The organism is Stenotrophomonas sp. Steno-Z4, assembly GCF_056393145.1.
This window is the reverse complement of sequence record NZ_JBWJPC010000001.1, coordinates 156,167-177,018: the sequence shown is the minus strand read 5'-3', so window position 1 is coordinate 177,018 and position 20,852 is coordinate 156,167. Positions and strand designations below refer to the sequence as shown.

At 68.4% G+C, this 20,852-nt stretch carries 15 protein-coding genes; 14 read left to right on the top strand and 1 reads right to left on the bottom strand.

The window, feature by feature from the left end:
- The first annotated feature begins 107 nt into the window (after positions 1 to 107).
- From prmB to AC06E7_RS00795, 12 genes are all read left to right on the top strand, one after another.
- Positions 108 to 1,037 carry a 50S ribosomal protein L3 N(5)-glutamine methyltransferase gene (gene prmB, locus AC06E7_RS00850; protein ID WP_068853461.1) on the top strand — a complete coding sequence of 310 codons (930 nt, stop codon included), beginning with the start codon at positions 108 to 110 and terminating at the stop codon, positions 1,035 to 1,037.
- Entirely contained in the window at positions 1,034 to 2,137 is a 1,104-nt protein-coding gene (gene aroC, locus AC06E7_RS00845) for a chorismate synthase (RefSeq protein ID WP_478062507.1), read from the top strand. The genes prmB and aroC overlap by 4 nt, the downstream gene beginning before the upstream one ends.
- Complete coding sequence (locus tag AC06E7_RS00840) at positions 2,130 to 3,185, top strand: 2-hydroxyacid dehydrogenase (protein ID WP_478062505.1); 1,056 nt, start codon at positions 2,130 to 2,132, stop codon at positions 3,183 to 3,185. The genes aroC and AC06E7_RS00840 overlap by 8 nt, the downstream gene beginning before the upstream one ends.
- A 112-nt stretch (positions 3,186 to 3,297) precedes the next feature.
- Complete coding sequence (locus tag AC06E7_RS00835; RefSeq protein ID WP_068853455.1) at positions 3,298 to 4,323, top strand: aspartate-semialdehyde dehydrogenase; 1,026 nt, start codon at positions 3,298 to 3,300, stop codon at positions 4,321 to 4,323.
- A gap of 78 nt (positions 4,324 to 4,401) precedes the next feature.
- Entirely contained in the window at positions 4,402 to 6,303 is a 1,902-nt protein-coding gene (locus AC06E7_RS00830; protein WP_478062503.1) for a type IV pilus assembly protein FimV, read from the top strand.
- 43 nt (positions 6,304 to 6,346) lie between these two features.
- Positions 6,347 to 7,120, top strand: coding sequence for a tRNA pseudouridine(38-40) synthase TruA (truA, locus tag AC06E7_RS00825; RefSeq protein WP_478062501.1), 774 nt, complete (start codon positions 6,347 to 6,349; stop codon positions 7,118 to 7,120).
- A complete protein-coding gene (locus tag AC06E7_RS00820; RefSeq protein WP_068853448.1) occupies positions 7,117 to 7,773 on the top strand; it encodes a phosphoribosylanthranilate isomerase in 657 nt (218 codons plus the stop codon). Before truA ends, AC06E7_RS00820 begins: the two co-directional genes overlap by 4 nt.
- A gap of 197 nt (positions 7,774 to 7,970) precedes the next feature.
- Positions 7,971 to 8,651, top strand: coding sequence for a hypothetical protein (locus AC06E7_RS00815; protein WP_478062498.1), 681 nt, complete (start codon positions 7,971 to 7,973; stop codon positions 8,649 to 8,651).
- Positions 8,648 to 10,666 (top strand): hypothetical protein, encoded by a 2,019-nt coding sequence (locus AC06E7_RS00810; protein ID WP_478062496.1) that lies wholly within the window; start codon positions 8,648 to 8,650, stop codon positions 10,664 to 10,666. The genes AC06E7_RS00815 and AC06E7_RS00810 overlap by 4 nt, the downstream gene beginning before the upstream one ends.
- Before the next feature lie 88 nt (positions 10,667 to 10,754).
- Positions 10,755 to 16,109 (top strand): DNA repair ATPase, encoded by a 5,355-nt coding sequence (locus tag AC06E7_RS00805; protein WP_478062495.1) that lies wholly within the window; start codon positions 10,755 to 10,757, stop codon positions 16,107 to 16,109.
- Positions 16,106 to 16,810 carry a hypothetical protein gene (locus tag AC06E7_RS00800; protein ID WP_478062493.1) on the top strand — a complete coding sequence of 235 codons (705 nt, stop codon included), beginning with the start codon at positions 16,106 to 16,108 and terminating at the stop codon, positions 16,808 to 16,810. Before AC06E7_RS00805 ends, AC06E7_RS00800 begins: the two co-directional genes overlap by 4 nt.
- Positions 16,811 to 16,849: 39 nt before the next feature.
- A complete protein-coding gene (locus tag AC06E7_RS00795) occupies positions 16,850 to 17,950 on the top strand; it encodes a toxic anion resistance protein (protein WP_478062492.1) in 1,101 nt (366 codons plus the stop codon).
- A gap of 14 nt (positions 17,951 to 17,964) precedes the next feature.
- On the opposite strand, the gene AC06E7_RS00790 is transcribed toward AC06E7_RS00795, so the two are convergent.
- Positions 17,965 to 18,852, bottom strand: coding sequence for a LysR family transcriptional regulator (locus AC06E7_RS00790; RefSeq protein ID WP_478062490.1), 888 nt, complete (start codon positions 18,850 to 18,852; stop codon positions 17,965 to 17,967).
- A gap of 95 nt (positions 18,853 to 18,947) precedes the next feature.
- Between AC06E7_RS00790 and trpB the strand changes: the two genes are divergently transcribed.
- Both trpB and AC06E7_RS00780 read left to right on the top strand, forming a co-directional pair.
- Positions 18,948 to 20,174, top strand: coding sequence for a tryptophan synthase subunit beta (gene trpB / locus AC06E7_RS00785; RefSeq protein ID WP_068853434.1), 1,227 nt, complete (start codon positions 18,948 to 18,950; stop codon positions 20,172 to 20,174).
- Positions 20,171 to 20,851 (top strand): hypothetical protein, encoded by a 681-nt coding sequence (locus AC06E7_RS00780; protein WP_478062487.1) that lies wholly within the window; start codon positions 20,171 to 20,173, stop codon positions 20,849 to 20,851. Before trpB ends, AC06E7_RS00780 begins: the two co-directional genes overlap by 4 nt.
- Position 20,852: the final 1 nt, after the last annotated feature.

Here is a 20,852-nt window from a genome sequence, read left to right as displayed (position 1 = left end):
CCTCCATGATAGGGGATGGGGGGCGGCGGTTTCCGTTTCCGCTGCAACGGATGCCGTGCTGCGCCGCAGCGCCTATAATCTGGGGCCACTTTGTCTGTTGCCCTGCCATGACCGCCGAAACGGCCGCCGAACTCCATACGATCATCGACCTGATCCGCTACGGCACCAGCCGTTTCAACGCCGCCGGGCTGACCTTCGGGCACAGCTACGACAACGCCCTGGACGAAGCCACCCAGCTGGTCCTGCACGCGCTGCACCTGCCGCACGACCTCGGCCCGGCCTATGGCGCCGCCCGCGTGCTCGCATCGGAGAAGGCCGAGGTGCTGGCCCTGTTCGAGCGCCGCATCAGCGAGCGCCTGCCGGCCGCCTACCTGACCGGTGAAGCCTGGTTCGCGGGCCTGAGCTTCAAGAGCGACCGCCGTGCCCTGGTGCCGCGCTCGCCGATCGCCGAGCTGATCGAAACCGGCTTCGAGCCGTGGCTGGCCGGCCGCGACGTACACCGCGCGCTGGACCTGTGCACCGGTTCGGGCTGCATCGCCATCGCCATGGGCCACTACTACCCGAACTGGGAAGTGGACGGCGTGGACCTCAGCGATGAGGCCCTGTCCCTGGCTGAAGAGAACAAGGAACGCCTGCAGGCGCACAACGTCACCCTGCTCAAGTCGGACCTGTTCAACGGCCTCACCGGCCGCCACTACGACCTGATCGTGACCAACCCGCCGTACGTCACCAACGACGAAACCGACGCGCTGCCGAAGGAATACTCGTACGAGCCCGAAATGGGCCTGCGTGCCGGCGACGACGGCCTGGACCTGGTGCTGAAGATCCTGCGCGACGCGCCGCTGCACCTGAGCGAAGACGGCCTGCTGATCTGCGAAGTGGGTGAATCCGAACAGCACCTGGTCAAGCTGCTGCCGGAAGTCGATTTTGCGTGGGTTGAATTCAAGGTCGGCCAGATGGGCATCTTCGCGGTCGAGTGCCGCGAGCTGATCGCCCACAGCGCCCGCATCACCGAACTGGCAGCGCAGCGGCCGTGAGTTCCAATACCTTCGGCAAGCTGCTTTCGGTCACCACCTTCGGCGAATCGCACGGTCCGGCGATCGGCTGCGTGATCGACGGCTGCCCGCCGGGGCTGGAGATCAGTGCCGACGAATTCGCCCACGACCTGCAGCGCCGCGCCACCGGCAAGAGCCGGCACACCTCGGCGCGGCGCGAGGCCGATGAGGTCGAGATCCTCTCGGGCGTGTACGAGGGCCGCACCACCGGTACGCCCATTGCGCTGCTGATCCGCAACACCGACCAGCGCAGCAAGGATTACAGCAACATCGCCCAGCAGTTCCGCCCGGGCCATGCCGACTACAGCTACTGGCAGAAGTACGGCATCCGCGACCCGCGCGGTGGCGGCCGCTCGTCCGCGCGCGAAACCACCATGCGCGTGGCCGCCGGCGTGATTGCGAAGAAGTGGCTGCTGCAGCGCTTCGGGGTGACCGTGCGCGGTTACCTGTCGCAGCTGGGCGAGATCACCCCGACCGGCCATGACTGGTCGGCGGTGGAAGACAATCCGTTCTTCTGGCCGGTGGCCGAACAGGTTCCCGCGCTGGAAAGCTACATGGACGCGCTGCGCAAGTCCGGCGATTCGGTCGGCGCGCGGGTCAACGTGGTGGCCGATGGCGTGCCGCCGGGCTGGGGCGAGCCGATCTACGGCAAGCTCGATGGCGAACTCGCCTCGGCACTGATGAGCATCAACGCGGTCAAGGGCGTGGAGATCGGCGACGGCTTTGCCAGCGCCGCCCAGAAGGGCACCGAACACCGTGACCTGATCACCCCCGAAGGCTTCGCCAGCAACCATGCCGGCGGCATCCTCGGCGGTATTTCCACCGGCCAGCAGGTCACCGCCTCGATCGTGCTCAAGCCCACCTCCAGCCTGCGCCTGCCGGGTGCCACGGTGGATGCCAGTGGCGCCGCAGTAGAGGTGATCACCACCGGCCGCCATGATCCGTGCGTCGGCATCCGCGCCACGCCCATCGCCGAGGCGATGATGGCGCTGGTGCTGATGGACCAGGCGCTGCGCCACCGCGCCCAGTGCGGTGACGTGGGCGAGATCACGCCACGCATTCCCGGCGCCATCGATGGCTGAGACGCGCCCCCGGGTCTGGGTCAGCCAACCGCTGTTCGATGACGTCATCGAACAGCTCGGGCAGCATGTCGAGCTCGCGATGACCCACGAGGTCACCCGCTACACGCCCGCGATGCTGGCCGAACAGCTGGCCCGGGTCGATGGGGCGCTGATCACCCTCAACGAACGCATCGGCCCGGCCGAGATCGCCAACGCGCCGCAGCTGCGCGCGATCGCCAACGTCGGCGTGGGGTACAACAACCTGGATGTCAGCGCGCTCAGCGCGGCCGGCATCCTGGCCAGCAACACCCCGGATGTGCTGACCGAAACCACCGCCGACCTCGGGTTCGCGCTGCTGATGGCCACCGCGCGGCGCATCACCGAATCCGAACGCTGGCTGCGCGACGGCCAGTGGGGCCAGTGGTCGTTCCAGACCATGCTGGGTGCCGACATCCATGGCAGCACGCTGGGCATCCTGGGCATGGGCCGGATCGGGCAGGGCATTGCCCGCCGTGGCGCGCTCGGCTTCGGCATGCGCGTGCTGTACCACAACCGCTCGCGCCTGCCCGAAGCCACCGAAGCCGAGGTAGGCGCGCAGTATGTCGAGCTGGACACGCTGCTGGCGCAGGCCGACCACCTCGTGCTGGTGCTGCCGTACAGCCCGTCCTCGCACCACATCATCGACGCCGCCGCACTGGCGAAGATGAAGCCCAGCGCCACCCTGGTGAACATCGCCCGCGGCGGCATCGTCGACGAACTGGCCCTGGCCGATGCGCTGGCCCATGGCCGGCTGGCCGCCGCTGGTCTGGACGTGTTCGAAGGCGAACCGACGGTGCGCCCCGAGTTGCTGGCCCTGCACAACATCGTGCTTACCCCGCACATCGGCAGCGCCAGCCAGGCCACGCGCCGGGCGATGGTGCAGCTGGCCGTGGACAACCTGCTGGCCGCGCTCGGCCTCGGCGCGAACGCCGGCAACCCGCCGAGTGCGATCAACGCCGACGCCGTGGCCGCCGTGAAAACCGGCGCCGCCACCGTGGGCGGCAAAAAAACCGACGACGCCAAACGATAGGGAACCGCGCGGCCATCACGTGAGGTTCCCCGAGCCCAATCCGCAACGCGTGTCCCCTTCTTCACCACGGTAGGTACCGACCGTTGGTCGGTACATCATCAAAGAGAATTCCATGAGCAATCAAGACCGTCGCTTCCACGTCGCAGTCGTCGGTGCCACCGGCGCCGTCGGCGAAACCATGCTGGCCATCCTGGCCGAACGCAACTTCCCGATCGCCACCCTGAGCCTGCTCGCTTCCTCGCGTTCGGCCGGTGGCGACATCGAATTCGACGGGAAGAAGATCAAGGTCCAGGACCTGGCCACGTTCGACCCGAACGGCGTGGATATCGCGCTGTTCTCCGCAGGTGGCAGCGTCTCCAAGGAGTTCGGCCCGAAGTTCGCCGCCGCCGGTGCGGTGGTGATCGACAACTCCTCGGCCTTCCGTTACGACGATGACGTGCCGCTGGTGGTGTCCGAAGTGAACCCCGAGGCACTGAAGAACCGCCCGCGCGGCATCATCGCCAACCCGAACTGCTCGACCATGCAGATGCTGGTCGCGCTGGCCCCGCTGCACCGCCAGTACGGTATCCAGCGCATCAACGTCGCCACCTACCAGTCGGTCTCCGGCGGTGGTCGCTCGGCGCTGGAAGAACTGGGCAAGCAGACCGGCCAGCTGCTCAGCTTCCAGGAGATCGACCCGCAGCGCTTCCCGGTGCAGATCGCCTTCAACCTGATCCCGCACATCGACGACTTCCAGGACAACGGCTTCACCAAGGAAGAAATGAAGCTGGTCTGGGAAACCCGCAAGATCCTCGGCGATGACAGCATCCTGGTGAACCCCACCGCCGTGCGCGTGCCGGTGTTCTACGGCCACTCCGAAGCAGTCACCATCGAAACCCGCGACAAGGTGACGCCGGATGCAGCACGCGAGCTGCTGTCGCGTTCGCCCGGCGTGGAAGTGGTGGACAAGCACGAAGCCGGCGGTTACCCGACCCCGGTCACCCACGCATCGGGCACCGATGCGGTGTATGTCGGCCGCATCCGTGAAGACCTGTCGCACCCGCGCGGCCTGAACCTGTGGATCGTGTCGGACAACATCCGCAAGGGCGCCGCGCTCAATGCGGTGCAGCTGGCCGAGCTGGTGGCAGCCGAAGGCTGAGATGGAGGTGCCACGCAGGGCGTGGTACCTGCCACGTCCTTCGTGGCTGTATTGGTCGGGAATCGCTATATTGCCCGCATGAAGAACCGGGTTCCGGGCGCATCGCGCCCGCTCAAGTATGTCTCGACCCTGCTGCTGGCCCTGGCCAGCAGCTCCGCCATGGCCCTCGGGCTCGGCGACATCCGGGTGCTGTCCAAGCCCGGGCAACCCCTGCTGGCGGAGATCCCGGTCATTTCGGCCGATCCGGCCGAGCTCGAGAACCTGCGCGTTGCGCTGGCCTCGCCGGTGACCTTCGCGCGTGTCGGGCTGGACCGCCCGACCGGGCTGGTAAGCGAGCTGCAGTTCGAACTGACCCGCGATGCCAACGGCCGTGCCGTGGTGCGGGTGAGCTCGCAGGCGCCGGTGACCACGCCGTCGCTCAACTTCCTGATTGAAGCCGACTGGGGGCAGGGCCGCCTGGTCCGCGAGTATTCGGCGCTGGTCGATGCGCCGGACAGTGCGTTGGCCGTGGCCGAACCGGAGATCGTCGCGCCGGCCGGTGCGATGTCCAACGCCATCGTGCGCGAGCCCGAACCTGCACCGGTGCAGCCGCCGGTAGCGCAGGCCGAGCCCACGCCCTCGCGCACCGCGCCGGTTCCCGCACGGCCCGCCGCCCCATCGCGCTCCGCTCCGTCCGCGACGCCGGCGGCCACGGCCGCTGATGGCAGCATCACCGTGCAGCGCGGCCAGACCCTGTCGCAGATTGCCGGCAGCGTGGCCCGCGAGCAGGGCATCAGCCGCGACCAGGCAATGATCGCCCTGTTGCGTGCCAATCCCGATGCCTTCATCCGTGGCAACGTGAACCTGCTCAAGCAGGGCGCGGTGCTGCGCAGCGCCGGTACCGACGCTCCGGTCGATGCCGCCCAGGCCGCCGCCATGGTGCGCGAGCACGCGGCGCAATGGCGCCAGTCGCGCTCGGCCATTCCGCAGCCGGTCGCCAGTGGCGTCGCCGCCGCGCCGGCCGCCACGGCGGCACCTGCACCAGCGGCCACCGCCGCCGCCGCAGGTGGACGCCTGGAGATCGCCCCCGCGGTCGCCGCTACCGACAACAACGCAGGTACAACCACCGGCACCGCTGCCGGCAGCGAGGGTGACATGCTGGGCAACGAACAACTGCGGCAGGCCAAGGAAGACGTGGCTACCCGCGATGCCGAGATCCAGGAGCTGCGCAACCGCGTGGCCGAACTCGAGAAGCTCAAGCAGCAGCAGGCCTCGCTGATTGCCATGAAAGACACGGACCTGGCCGCCGCGCAGCAGCGCCTGGGCGAAGCCCCGGCCACGCGCGAGGCAGGCAGTGGCGGCTGGGCCTGGCTGGGGTTGGCGGTGCTGCTGCTGATCGTGGCCGGTTGGGCCGTGGCCCGTCGGCGCAAGCCGTCGCCGCTGCCGCCCCTGCGCCGCGAGGGACTGGATGCAGCCAGCCTGGCCGCTGCCGTTCCCGCCGCCGATTACGTGGACGAACTGGCGGCCCAGCAGGACGTGGCCGCTGACGAGCCCGACCTGCGCGATGCGCCGGATTACGTGCTGGCCGAGCCGGATGTGCTCGACGCGGGGCGACGCGAGCCGGTGTTCACCCTGGAGCCGCAGCCGGGCCGCCCGGTGCAGGACGTCGAGGAGACGGTTGCCCCCCCGGTGGTGCCGGCCGCACCGGTTGCCGCCGAAGACGTCGTTCCGCCGCATGCGCTCGAAGCGGCGGCGCAGCCGTCCTATCGAGGCGTGTTTGAATTCCCCGAGGACGCTGCTGTGGCGGCCGAAGCAACCGTGCCGGTCCAGCACGACCCGGCCCCGCTCGGTGCACCCGGTCGCGACCGCCTTGAGCTGGCCATCGCCTACCTCGACCTGGGCGATGCGGAAACCGCCCGCATCCTGCTGATGGAGGTTGCCCAGGCGGGCGACCCGCACAGCCAACAGCAGGCGCACGAGCTGCTGTCGCGGCTCGGATGATCCGCGTCGGCCGCCCTCCCGCATTTGAAGTGAAGTCCTGAACATGCGTTACGCCTTGGGCGTGGAATACGACGGCAGCGAGTTCAAGGGCTGGCAGCAGCTCGGTGAGAGCGGCTGCCCCAGCGTGCAGGCCAGCCTGCAGGACGCCCTTTCATCGGTGGCCGCTGCGCCGATCCAGGTGGTCTGTGCCGGGCGCACCGATGCCGGCGTGCACGGCGAATGCCAGGTGGTGCACTTCGAGACCGATGTGGCGCGTGATCCACGCGGCTGGACCCTGGGCACCACCACCCGGCTGCCACGCTCGATCGCGGTGCGCTGGTGCGTACCGGTGGCCGACGACTTCCACGCCCGCTTCTCCGCCCGCGCCCGGCGGTACCGCTACCGGCTGCTCAACCGGCAGATCCGCCCGGCACTGCACCGGCAGACCCTCAGCTGGGAGCGCCGGCCGCTCGATGCCGCGCTGATGCACCAGGCCGGGCAGGCCCTGCTCGGCGAGAACGACTTCAGTGCCTTCCGGAGCGCCCAGTGCGAGGCGCTGCACGCCCGCCGCGAGCTGCAGGCGATCAGCGTGACCCGCCAGGGCGAGACCGTGGAGGTCTGCGTTCAGGCCAATGCATTCCTTCATCACATGGTGCGCAATATCGTCGGTTCATTGATCCTGATTGGCTGTGGGGAAAAGCCGGTGTCGTGGATGGCCGAGCTGCTGGCTGGCCAGGACCGCACCGTGGCCGGCCCGACCGCACCGCCGCAGGGCCTTGTATTCGTTGGCCCGTTGTACCCCGACAACTGGCACCTGCCCGCCGAGGTCACCCTATGAGCCGCTCTTTCTACCGCACCCGCATCAAGTTCTGCGGCATGACCCGCGCCGGCGACGTGCGCCTGGCCGGCGAACTGGGCGTGGATGCGGTCGGCTTCATCTTCGCCCGGGAAAGCAAGCGCCGCGTCGCCCCGGCCGAAGCCCGCGCCATGCGCCAGGCGATCGCGCCGATGGTCGACGTGGTCGCGCTGTTCCGCGACAACACCAAGGAAGAAGTGCGTGAAGTGCTGCGCACCGTGCGGCCGACCCTGCTGCAGTTCCACGGCGACGAAGACGAATCGTTCTGCCGCAGCTTCAACATGCCGTACCTGAAGGCGGTGGCGATGGGTGGGCGTGAAGAGGTCAACGCCCGCCAGCTGCAGCTGCGCTACCCCAGCGCGGCCGGCTTCCTGTTCGACAGCCACGCCCCGGGCGGCGGTGGCGGCACCGGCGTGGCCTTCGACTGGACCCGCCTGCCGACCGGCCTGCACCGCCCGTTCCTGCTGGCCGGCGGCATCACCCCGGACAACGTGTTCGACGCCATCGTGGCCACCCTGCCGTGGGGCGTGGACGTCTCCAGCGGTATTGAAAGCGAGCCGGGCATCAAGGACGGCTACAAGATGCGCAAGTTCGTCGAAGAAGTCCGCCGCGCCGACTGTCACGAAGCCGATTAGGCCCAAGGGCCAATCCGCGATGGCTCCCGACCGTTGGCCGGGAGCCCTTCTGCGTCGGAAACGCCTATGTGCGTATCCGCCGATTTCACGTAGCATCGACAGGACAGGACGCGGCCAGCCCGGCGCGTAGTCGCGGGAGGCCGGAGTGTCTCCTGCAGGACGCCGCGGGGGCGGCACCGATGCAGGGAAGTAGTGGAATGGCGGAATTTCTCACTGTCGCGCTTGCGTTTCCCACGTTGCCTTACAGCATCGTGCTGGCGTTCGCCATGGTCTATTGGCTGTTGGCCGCCTGTGGGGTGGTGGACGACGGCATCGGCGGCGACGGCGTGGACCTTGAGCTGGGCGATGACGGCCTGCACGGCCTTTCCGGCATGTTCGCCCGGCTTGGCCTCGGCGGCGCCCCGGTCATGCTGGTGATCGCGCTGCTGGCCTTCTTCGGCTGGACCGCCACCTATTTCGTCCACCTCTTCCTGCTGCAGCCGCTGCCGGCGCCGATGCGCTGGCTGGCCGGCAGCGCCACTGCGGTGTTGGCGCTGGTGCCGGCGGTACCGGTCACTGCCGGGCTGCTGCGCCCGATCCGTCGCCTGCTCCTGCGGCTGCGCCCGGTGCCGCAGCGGTCGCTGCTCGGCCGGGTCGGGGTGGTCGCCTCGCCGCAGGTCACCGGCGAGGCCGGCCATGCCACCGTCGACGACGGCGGTGCCGGACTGATCCTGCAGGTGCGCGTGCGCGACGGCGTGCCGCTGCCGCGCGGCGAGCGCATCGTCCTGCTCGACTACCTGCCCGAGACCAACCACTACCTGGTGGCCCGTGAACACGGGCACCCCGCGCTTTCGTTCCAAGACAGCCTGATTCCGGGCGATAAGGAGATCCACCGATGAGTTTTGCGACCATGGCCCCCTTCCTGATCGGGGTGGGCGCCCTGCTGGTGCTGATGCTTGGCCTGGCCGGCCTGTTCAAGGCGTTCTACCGCAAGGTGGACCAGGGCGTGGCCCTGATCGTCAACGACATGAGCGCCCAGCCCAAGGTGCATTTCACCGGCGCCCTGATCATTCCCGTGCTGTACCGCGCCGAGCTGATGCGGATCAGCCTGATCACCCTGCAGATCGACCGCCGTGGCAAGGAAGGCCTGATCTGCCGCGACAACATGCGCGCCGACATCGCGGTGGCGTTCTACCTGCGGGTCAATGAAACCCAGGCCGATGTGCTGCGCGTGGCCAAGGCCATTGGCGCCGACCGCGCCTCGGACAAGCATGCGGTCGATGAACTGTTCAATGCCAAGTTCTCCGAAGCGCTGAAGACGGTGGGCAAGAAGTTCGAGTTCACCGAACTGTTCGAGAAGCGCCAGGAGTTCCGCGACGAGATCATCGCGGTGATCGGCAACGACCTCAACGGCTATGCGCTGGAAGACGTCGCCATCGATTACCTGGAGCAGACCCCCAAGCTGCTGCTGGACCAGAACAACATCCTGGACGCGCAGGGCATCCGCAAGATCACCGAGCTCACCGCCGCGCAGAACGTGGTGACCAACGAGCTGGAACAGAACGAAAAGCTCGCCATCACCAAGAAAAACGTGGAAGCGCGTGAAGCGCTGCTGGCGCTGGAGCGCCAGCAGGCCGAAGCCGAAGCCCGCCAGAAGCGCGAGATTGAAACCATCCAGGCCCGCGAGCAGGCGGAAACCGCGAAGGTGCAGGAAGAGCAGCGCCAGTTGTCCGAGCAGGCCCGCATCGAAGCGCAGGAAGTCATCGAAATCCGCGAGCAGAACCGCATGCGCGAGGTCGAGGTGGCCGAACAGAACCGCCAGCGCGCCGTCGCCATCGAAGCCGAACGGGTCGAACGTGCGCGCCAGCTGGAACAGGTCACCACCCAGCGCGAAGTGCAGCTGCAGGGCGTGGAGCGGGACAAGGTGGTCGAGTCCGGCAAGATGGACGTGGCCAACATCACCCGTGAGCGCATCGCCATCGACAAGACCGTGGCGCAGGAAGAAGAGCGCATCAAGGAAGTGCGTGAAGTCTCCGAGGCCGATCGCCAGAAGCAGGTGCTGATCCTGGAGGCCGAAGCCAAGGCGCAGGAACTAATGGTGCGCCAGGTCAAGGAAGCCCAGGCAGCCGAGACCTCGGCCAAGCACCGCGCGGTGGAGATCACCACGCTGGCCCAGGCCGAACACGAAGCCGCAGGCAAGCAGGCCGAAGCCAAGCGCCTGCTGGCCGACGGTACCCGCGCCGAACAGGCCGCACCGGGCCTGGCCGAAGCGCAGGTGCGTGAAGCGTCCGCGCTGGCCATCGAAAAGGTGGGTATCGCCGAGGCCCGCGTGATCGAGGCCAAGGCCGAAGCGAGCCTCAAGCGGGGCACCAACGACGCCCGCGTGCTGGCCGAGACCCTGCAGGCGCAGGCCCAGGGCGAAGAGCAGATGGGTCGTGCCCGCGCCAGCGCCACCGAATCGGTGGGCGGCGCCGAAGCGGGCGTGGTGCAGAAGAAGCTGCTGGCCGAGGCCGAAGGCCTGGTCCGCAAGTTCGAGGCCATCGCGTCGCTGAGCGATACCGCGCGCGGCCACGAAGAGTTCCGCATGATGCTCGACAACAGCCTCAAGCAGGCCCTGGCCTCGATCGAAGCGGGCAAGGAAGTCTCGCGCGAGAACGCCGGCGTCATCGCCAGCGCGCTGCGCAATGCCGACATCGACCTGGTAGGGGGCGACGGTGGCATGTTCGAGAACCTGATCAAGGCGGTGTCGCTGGGCAAGTCGATCGAAGGGCTGGCCGGCAAGAGCCCGATCGTGCAGGACCTCATGCAGCGCTACCTGGGGGTCGCGCCGCGCGAGGACAGCCCGCGCAAGATCGAAGACCAGCACCTGGCCGAGGTCGAAACCGTGTCGGCCACCGTGGTCGACGCCCGCTGAGCCCCGATGGCGCGCCGCGCGCGCGCCGTCGACGCCCTCTCACTGGCCGGCCTGTCCGGCCGGTTGTCCGTGAGCCGGAAGGAAGCCGATGTCTGATACCGCCCAACGTCCCGAGCCGTCGCCGCCGGAAGCCACCACCACCGTCGACCAGGCCGTTGCCCAAGGGGGTGCCTATGAAGTGCTGCGCCGCCGGTTGGGTGACCAGGGCGGCCGCCTGCGCGGCCTGGCCGATGCGCTCAACCAGCAGCGCCTGGCCGAATTCGGCGACAGCCGCCTGGAGGTCACCGGCCGCTTTCGCATCCGCAGCGAGAACAACTGCGTGGGCCGCGACATCGTGCAGGTCGGCCCCGACCTGCTGCTGTTCGGTTACAACGTTTTCCTGGGGCTGAAGACCCAGACCCGCGTGGAAGACGTGTTCGGGCTGTACCGGCTGGTACAGGCGGGCGAGGGCTACGACGTGGTGCCGGTGGAAGCCAAGGGCAGCTTCCTGGCGCAGGCCGCCTTCGTGCACGACTTCGGCGAACTGTATGCGTACTACAAGCACGCGCGCCTGCTGCAGCTGATCAAGGTCGGCGACAAGCTGCTGGCGTCCTTCCAGATCGGCGAGCGCAGCACCGACGTGCGCGTGTTCCGCTGGGCGGTCGCCCGCGATGGCGCGCTGACCTATCTGGACGCCCGCGGCGAACGCGATATCGCGTTGCCGCCACCGTTCGATTTCGAATGGACCCGGGCCACCCGCGACATGGCGGTCAGTGGCCGCCATTCGCACCTGAACATCCTCGATACCCTGTTCGTCGAGACCACCGGTGGCGACCTCACCATCAAGGTGGAGAACAACACCGAAAGCGGGCAGGGCATCTACAGCGAACCGGTCGACGACAGCACCCAGTCACTGGATGACGCGCAGTTCGATTTCGTCCGGGTCGGTTCGCTGGTGCTGCTGAAGGTGTTGCCGTACCGCGAAACCACCTGGCGCGGGCTGATCTACAACACACTCACCGGCACCATCACGCGCAACGATGCGATCGTGCAGGCCTGCGTGCAGCTGCCCGAAGACCACGGCATCATCTTCCCTGGCGGCTACTACCTGCAGAGCGGCGAGCACAAGGCGTTCGACGCGGCCATGCAGGGCATGCAGTTCAAGCGCGCCATCCGCTCGCCGAACGGCGAAGATGTGCTGTACATCTTCTATGAGCGTGAAGGCGGGCGCTCGGCGCTGTTCGTGTACAACACCATCCAGCGCGTGCTGCAGACGCCGGTGTTCGGCCACGGCTACGCCTTCCTGCACGATGGACGGATGGTGCTGTTCCATGCCGAAGGCACCGAGCCCACCCGCATCCACCCGATGCAGGTGTGGCAGACCCCCTTCAGCAGCGACGAGTTCGCCGCGAGCCGGCCACCCGGCAACACCTTCATGGGCCGGATCGGCAATGCCGAACTGGTGCGCGGCATTTCCAACCTGTTCGACCTGGCCCGCACCATCGAAGGCCAGGATGTGTCGGTGCAGCGCTACCAGCGCCTGGTGCAGGACACCCGGCGGCTGTTCGACGCCCACCACTGGCTGGACGACGCGCAGTGCGACGGGGCCGCCGGCCTGCTGCGCGAGATCAGTGCCACCGGTGAGTCGGTGCTGGACGAGTACGAAAAGGTACAGTCGATCCGGCAGCAGTCGGCGCAGGCCATGGCCCAGGCGCAGGCCGGCCAGAAGGCCCTGCTGGCCCGCCTGCAGCCGGAGAACTGGACCGAAGTGCAGGCCTTCGTGGAGGCGCTGAACGCGATCTCCACCCAGCGTGGCCACCTGTTGACCATCCGCGATTACCGTTACATCGACACCGATGTGATCGATGCGATGACCGCCGCCCTGCAGGAGGCCCACGATCGTATCGGTACGGCCACCGGCCAGTTCCTGGGCGGCGAGCAGGCACTGGCGCCGCTGGGCGCCCGCCTGCAGGTGCTGGACGAAGCGGCCCAGCAGGCCGAGAGCGCCCGCGTGCTGGACGAGCAGCTGGCTGGCATGCGTGCGATGGCGGCCGACCTGGACATGCTGTCGACGCTGATGGCCGGGTTGAAGGTGGATGACGCCAGCGCACGCACCCGCGTGGTGGAATCCATCTCCGCGGTGTACGCCCGGCTCAACCAGAGCCGGGTGCGCGCCGAACAGCGTCGGCGCACGCTGGGGTCGGCCGAGGCGGTGGCGCAGTTCGCCGCGCAGTTCGCGCTGTTCTCCCAGGCCATTACCAGCGCGCTGGCCATGGCCACCGACCCGGAGCGGGCCGACGAGCAGATGTCGCGCCTGCTGGTGCAGCTGGAAGAACTGGAAAGCCAGTTCGGCGAGCACGAGCAGTTCCTGGGCGACATCCTGGCCAAGCGCGAAGAACTGATCGAAGCCTTCGAAACGCACAAGCAGGCGCTGCAGGACGAGCGCCAGCGCAAGGCGCGTTCGGTGCTGGACGCCGCCACCCGCATCCTCGATGGCCTCGCCAAGCGCACCGAGCGCTTTGCCAGTGCCGACGAGCTCAACGCCTTCTTCGCCGGCGACGCGCTGGTGCTCAAGCTGCGCGAGTTGGCCGGGCGCCTGCGCGAGCTGCGCGACAGCGTCAAGGCCGACGATGTCGAAGCGCGCCTGAAGGGCGTGCGCGACCAGGCCGTGCGCGCGCTGCGCGACCGTACCGAGTTGTTCGAGGAGGGGGGCAACGTGGTCCGGCTGGGGCCGCGCCACCGCTTCAGCGTCAACACCCAGGCGCTGGACCTGACCCTGCTGCCGCGCGGGGATGAGTTGGCCATCCACCTGACCGGCACCGACTTCCTGGAGACACTGCACGACCCGGAGCTGGCCGGCCTGAAGGCATACTGGCAGGTCGGGCTGGAGTCCGAATCGGCGCAGCTGTATCGGGGCGAGTACCTGGCCGGGAGCCTGCTGCAGGCGGCGATGGAAGGCCGCGACGGCCTTGAGTTGGCCACCCTGCAGCGCAGTGCCGCCGAGCCCGACGCGCTGGAACGTATCGTGCGCGACTTCGCCGCCCCGCGTTACCGCGAAGGGTACGAGCGCGGCATCCACGACCACGACGCCAGCCTGATCCTGCACGCACTGCTGCCGCTGCAGCAGGCTGCAGGAACCCTGCGGTACGCGCCACGCGCCCGCGCGTTGGCAATGCTGTTCTGGTCCGCGCAGCAACGCCGCGACGATGTCATGCAGTGGCCTGCACGACAGGCCGGTGCCGATGCGATCGTGCGCCTGTTCGGGTCACGCGAAGGCCAGCTGGCGCTGCTGGCCGAGATCGACGCTGCGCTGTCCGGCTTCGTCGAAGAGCGCAAGCTGCCGTTCGACCCGGTGCAGGTACAGGCCGCGGCAGCGTATCTCGCCGCGGAACTGGGCGCCGGCGAGCCGGTGTTCAGTACCAGCCGTCATGCGCAGGCGCTGCTGGATGCACTGGGCCAGCAGCTGCAGGCCGCCGGCCAGCGCGAGGCCTTCGACCGTGCCCTGCAGCGCGAACAGGACGGCCTGGCGGCGCGCTGGGCACTGGCCGGGCAGTGGCTGCGCGCGTTGTGCCAGCTGCCTGCGTTCACCGACCACCTCGCCTATGCCGATGAAGCGGCGGCGCTGCTGCTGGTTGCGCGCACGTTGCGCACCCGGCCCAGCGACGTGGCGCTGCTGGTACAGGTTGACGGCCTGCTGGGTGAGCACGCGCGCGTGCGGAAGGGGCGCCTGCTGCTGTCGCTGGATGACTTCCTGGCCCGCCTGCGCGACCACCTGCAGGTGTTCGTGCCGGCGTTCCATGCCTACCAGGGCGTGCGCCAGCGCATCATCGGCCGAGAGCGCGATGCCCTGCGCCTGTCTGAATTCAAGGCACGGCCGCTGTCGTCGTTCGTGCGCAACAAGCTGATCAACGATGTGTACCTGGGCGTGATCGGCGACAACCTCGCCAAGCAGATGGGCACCGTCGGCGAGAACAAGCGCAGCGACCTGATGGGTCTGCTGATGATGATCTCGCCGCCCGGCTACGGTAAAACTACCTTGATGGAGTACGTGGCGCACCGGCTGGGCCTGGTCTTCATGAAGATCAATGGCCCCGCGCTGGGGCATGAAGTGCGTTCGCTGGATCCGGCCCAGGCGCCGGACGCCACGTCGCGGCAGGAACTGGAAAAGCTCAACCTGGCGCTGGAGATGGGCAACAACACCATGTTGTATGTCGACGACATCCAGCACACCCATCCGGAGTTCCTGCAGAAGTTCATTTCCCTGTGCGACGGCACCCGCCGCATCGAAGGCGTGTGGCGCGGGCGCACCCGTACCTACGACATGCGCGGCAAGAAGTTCTGCGTGGTGATGGCCGGTAACCCGTACACCGAGTCCGGCGAAGTGTTCAAGATCCCGGACATGCTGGCCAACCGCGCCGATATCTACAACCTGGGCGATGTGCTGGGCGGCATGGAAGATGCCTTCACCCTGAGCTACATCGAGAACAGCCTGACCTCCAACCCGGTGCTGGCCCCGCTGGCCACCCGCGACATGGCCGACCTGTACCTGCTTGCCGAGCGGGCTGCAGGCAAGGAGGTCTCGACCAACGCGCTCAGCCACGCCTACAGCGGTGCGGAGATCAACGAGATCGTCGCCACCCTGCAGCGCATGCTGCGCGTGCGCGACGTGGTGTACCGGGTCAACCAGCAGTACATCGCCAGTGCCGCGCAGGACGATCGCTACCGTACCGAACCGCCGTTCCGCCTGCAGGGCAGTTACCGCAACATGAACAAGCTGGCCGAGAAGATCTCGCCGGTGATGAACGACGCCGAGCTGCAGCAGCTGGTCTCCGACCACTACCTGGGCGAGGCCCAGCTGCTTACCACCGGTGCGGAAGAGAACCTGCTCAAGCTGGCTGAGCTGCGCGGGATGCAGGGCGACGAAGAACAACAGCGCTGGGCCCAGATCAAGCGCGATTTTCTGCGCAACAAGGCCATGGGCGCCGGCGACGCCGATGTGGGCGGACGGGTGGTGGCGCAGCTGGCCGATATCGCCAGTGCGCTGCAGCCCAGCGCTGCCCCGGCGGCGGTGGAGGAAGAACCCGCACCGTGGCCCGCGCTGCTGACCGCGCTGGACCGGCTGGCCCAGGCCCACGCCGCCAGCGTGGCCCCTGCGGCCGTGCCCGCCGAGGCGCCCCTTGCCGAACCCCTGTCGAAAGGGCTGCAGCAGGGCCTTGCGCCATTGCTGCAGCTGCTGGGCCAGTCCAATGCGCAGCAGGCCCGCACCGGCGAGACGCTGGCGTTGTTGGCCAGCTGGGTGCGCCAGCAGGCCGAGCGCGAGCCGGCACCGGCCGCACGTCCGCGCGTACGCCGCGCCAGCACGCCTGAAGAGCGCGCGCTGGATGAGGCGCTGATGCGCCATTTCTACGGCGAATCGGCATGGCCACCGCGTGACGCGGCCGCTGCGGACGACGCGCACGCATGAGCGCGGGCTGGCCCCTGCCGACAGCACCGGCTCCCGATGCCGCCGATCTGGCGCATTGGGGAGAAGCGGTGGTGGCCGCCGTGGGACAGCGGGATGCAGCGACCCCGGCAGCCGCACGGGCAGCACACCCATTGCTGGACCTGTTGGCGCAACTGGCACTGGTGCTGCAATCGACCGCGCCCGGTGGCGTGCGCCGGCAGACCGGCTGGTGGGGGCGTCTGCTTGGCCGCGACGTTGAAGGCGAGCTGGACGCGCGCGACTGGCAGTCGCGCCTTGGCGTCTTGTTGGCCCAGACCGACGTGGCAGCGCAGGCGCTGCGGGAACAGAGCAGCAGCTATCCCACCGCGCAGGCCAACGCGCTCGATGCGGCACGGGCCATCCAGCGGTGGGCGGATGCCGGCGCCGCACAGCTGTCCACGCTGCCCGCACAGCTGCAACCGGTACTGGCCCAGCGCGTGGACCACCTGCGCCGGTTGGCCGCCGTGCGGCAGCTCGAAGCGGGGCAGTGGCAGCTGTTGCTCGAACAGGACCGCGCCCTGCTGGCGCGCAGCCAGCGCATCACCGAAACGTTGTTGCCGGCCTGGCGGCAGGCGGTACTGGCGCGCCGCGCCGGTGACCAGCAGCAGCGCAACCAGCAGGCCGCGCAGCTGCAGGCACAGATCACCGCCGAGCTGGCCTCGGCGCAGGCTAGACTCGACTGACCCCCATACCCGATTGACCCCTATCAAGGAGATCACGCCATGACCCAGGACCCGCAGGACAGCACCGCGCTTGCCGTGGCACCGGCCGCCGTCGACGACGCCACCCTGCAGGCCCTCGGGCTGGTAGCTGATGACCTGCCGCGCATCGCGGAAATCGGCCGCAGCCTGGAGGACATCCGTCCGGGCAACCTGCAGGTGTTCGGGCGCGAAGCGGCGGCCAGGACCGCGGCGTTTTCCAGCCAGCTGCTTGACCAGGTGCGCAACCGCGACCTGGACGCCAGTGGCGACAAGCTGGGCGAAGTGGTGCGCATCGCGCGCACGCTCAAACTGGATGGCCTCACCCAGCGTTCCAAGGTGCCGGTGATCGGGGGGCTGATCGACAAGCTGCGCGCCTCCAAGGGCGAGCTGGTGCAGAAGTTCAGCGACACCAACCGCCAGATCGAGCAGCTGCTCGGCGATGTCGGCAGCCAGCAGGCACTGATGGGCCAGCGTGTGGGCGAGTTCGACCGCATGCACGAGATCGTGCGCGACGAACGTCATGCGCTGGGCCTGCACATCGCCGCCGGCAAGCAGCGGCTGGCCGGCCTGCGCAGTGAACAGCTGGCCGGTGCCGGCAGTGAAGATCCGCAGGTGCGCATCCGCCAGGGCGAGCTGGACAACGCGATCCGGCTGCTCGACAAGCGGGTGGGCGACCTGGTGGTGATGCAGCATGCGGCCGATCAGTCGCTGCCGATGATCCGCCTGATCCAGGCCAATGCGATCCAGCTGATCGAGAAATTCAACACCGTCCGCGACATCACCATTCCGTCGTGGAAGCGCCAGTTCGCGATCCAGCTTTCGTTGAGCGAGCAGAAGCGTGCGGCGGAACTGTCCAACACGATCGATGACGCCACCAACGAGCTGATGCGGCGCAACGCAGACCTGATGCGGCAGACCTCGGTGGACACCGCCAAGGCGAACCAGCGTGCGGTGATCGACGTGGCGACCCTGCGCCACACCCACGAGCAGCTCATCGCCACCGTGGAAGAAGTCCGCACCATCCACCGCGAAGGCATGCAGCAACGCCAGCAGGCCGAGGTGGAACTGGCCAAGCTGCGCGACGACGTTCAGCAGCGCCTGGCGGCCCCCACTGCTGTGTAAGTGGGGGAACGACCCTACCGCAGCTGTTTGGCCAACCACCCGGCCAAGGATTCCACCCGCGGATCCTGGCCACCCTCCGGGGTGGCCAGCACCCAGAAGCCACCGGTTGCGGCAAAACCCCACGGCGCCAGCAGGCGCCCGGCCGCCAGCTCATCGGCCACCAGGGGCTCCGGCGCGATCGCCACGCCGAGTCCCGCCACCGCCGCCTCCAGCAGGTAGTACAGGTGCTCGAACCCGGTGCCCAGCTGCAGCTGCGCCGGATCCAGCTGATGCGACAACGCCCAGTCCGGCCACGCCTGCGGGCGCGAGGTGGTGTGCAGCAGAGGCTCGCGCAGCAGTGCCTGCGGTGGCTGCTGGCGCAGGCGCACCGCAGCCGGATGCTGCGGGCTGACCACCACGCCGACCCGTTCCGGGGCCAGTTCGCGCACCTGCCAGCCACGCGGCCACGGCGGCTGCGCCAGCAGCAGCACCGCATCCAGCGCCTGCTGCTGGTCGGTGAAGCTGCCGTCCTGCGCCGACCAGTGCAGCGGCACCTGCGGCAGGTCGGCCTGCAGCGCGGGCAGGCGGGGAATCATCCAACGCGCCAGGATGCTGCCGCTGCAGCCCAGGACCAGCGCCTCGGGCCGCTGCCGGCGCTGCAGGGTGTCCACCGCCTCGCGGATCTGGGTGAACGCCCCGGCGCAGGCAACCTGCAGCGCCTGGCCGGCGGCGGTCAGGCGCAGGCCGCGGCCGGCGCGCTCGAACAGCGCCAGCCCCAGGTGCTCCTCGAGCAGCCGCAGCTGGCGGCTGATCGCCCCGTGGGTCACATGCAGCGCTTCTGCGGCGCGTGCCACGCCGCCCAGCCGGGCGGTGGCCTCGAAGCTGCGCAGCGCGTTGAGGGGCGGCAGTGGCGTCTGGCTCATGTGAGTTTTCCTGACGTGTTTGTGCAGATAATATCGATATTCCGGTCACCACATGTGCGCTAAATTGTCAGCCTGTCTCCAACGGCTGTCGCGTCATGTCCGTATCGCCCGTCCCCCCCATCACCGATTTCCACGCCTATCCCGACGCCAACGGCCATTTCGGCCGCTATGGCGGCAGTTTCGTTGCCGAAACGCTGATCGGGCCACTGCAGGAGCTGGCGGCGGCCTATGACGAAGCGCGCCGTGACCCCGCATTCATTGCCGCCTATGACAAGGACCTCACCCATTACGTGGGCCGGCCCAGCCCGATCTACCACGCCGAGCGGCTGAGCCGGCAGGTCGGCGGCGCGCAGATCCTGCTCAAGCGCGAAGACCTGAACCACACCGGCGCGCACAAGATCAACAACACCATCGGCCAGGCCCTGCTGGCCGCGCGGATGGGCAAGAAGCGCATCATCGCCGAGACCGGTGCCGGCCAGCACGGCGTGGCCAGCGCCACCGTGGCCGCACGGCTGGGCCTGGAATGCGTGGTGTACATGGGCGCCACCGACATCGAGCGGCAGAAGATCAACGTCTACCGCATGAAGCTGCTGGGTGCGACGGTGGTGCCGGTCACATCGGGCTCGGCCACGCTCAAGGATGCGCTCAACGAAGCCATGCGCGACTGGGTCACCAACGTGCGCGATACCTTCTACATCATCGGCACCGTCGCCGGCCCGGATCCGTACCCGCGCATGGTGCGTGACTTCAACGCCATCGTCGGCCGCGAAGCACGCGCACAGATGCTCACCGATTACGGCCGCCTGCCCGATGCGATCACTGCCTGCGTCGGCGGCGGCAGCAATGCCATCGGCCTGTTCCATGCCTTCCTCAACGATCGCGACGTGCGCATCGTCGGCGCCGAAGCGGCCGGTGACGGCATCGAGACCGGGCGCCACGCGGCCTCCATTGCGGCAGGCCGCCCGGGCGTGCTGCATGGCAACCGCACCTATGTGATCTGCGACGACGACGGCCAGATCATTGAAACCCACTCGGTCTCGGCCGGGCTGGATTACCCCGGCGTGGGCCCGGAACACGCGTTCCTGGCCGACGCCGGTCGCGCCGAATACGTGGGCATCACCGATGATGAAGCGCTGGCTGCGTTCCACCAGCTGGCGCACAGCGAAGGCATCCTGGCCGCGCTGGAATCCAGCCACGCGGTGGCCCAGGCGATCAAGATCGCGCGCGAGCTGCCCAGCGACAAGCTGGTGCTGTGCAACCTGTCCGGCCGTGGTGACAAGGACGTGCACACCATTGCCGCGCGCGAGGGCCTGGTTCTGTGAATCCAGTGCTGCGCCAGGGACGTGCGCTGCTGATCGTGGTCGGTCTGGCCGGTTGCAGGCCGCCCGAGCCGCCCGTGCTGGCCCCTGCGGCGACGCCGGCGGCCATTGCGCCGGCCCGGCTGCCGGCGAGCAATGATGATGTGGCAGATCGCCCGTTCGAGGATGCACCGCAGGACGCACCGCCCGCGGACCAGACCGATGCGCCGGCCGTGGTCTCGGTCGCGCTGGATCATGCCGGCGACGTGCTGATCGGCCAGCGTTTCAGCGAAGTCGAAGCGGACGGCGCATGGCATTCGGCCGGCCTGAGCGAAGGCGATGGTGCGCGCGCCTGTGAGTACTACGAGCGTGGCAGCCTGCCCGAAGGGGTGTCGATGATGGTCGATGACGGCCACGTGCAGCGCTTCGACCTCGACACCATAGACGGTTCCTACGAGGCGATTGTCCAGCCGGGGCCGTTCGGCCTGCGCCTGGGCATGTCGCTGGACGACGCGCTCAAACGCCTGCCCCCCGGCAGCACCCGCACACCGCATGCCTACGACCCGGACGTGGGTGAGTACCTGACCTGGCAGGACCCCGGTTCGGATCTGGCGATCCGGCTGGAGATCTTCGGCGGGGTGATATCGAAGCTGTACTGGGGCGCCAGTGGCGCCGTTGAATTGAAAGAAGGATGTGCCTGAG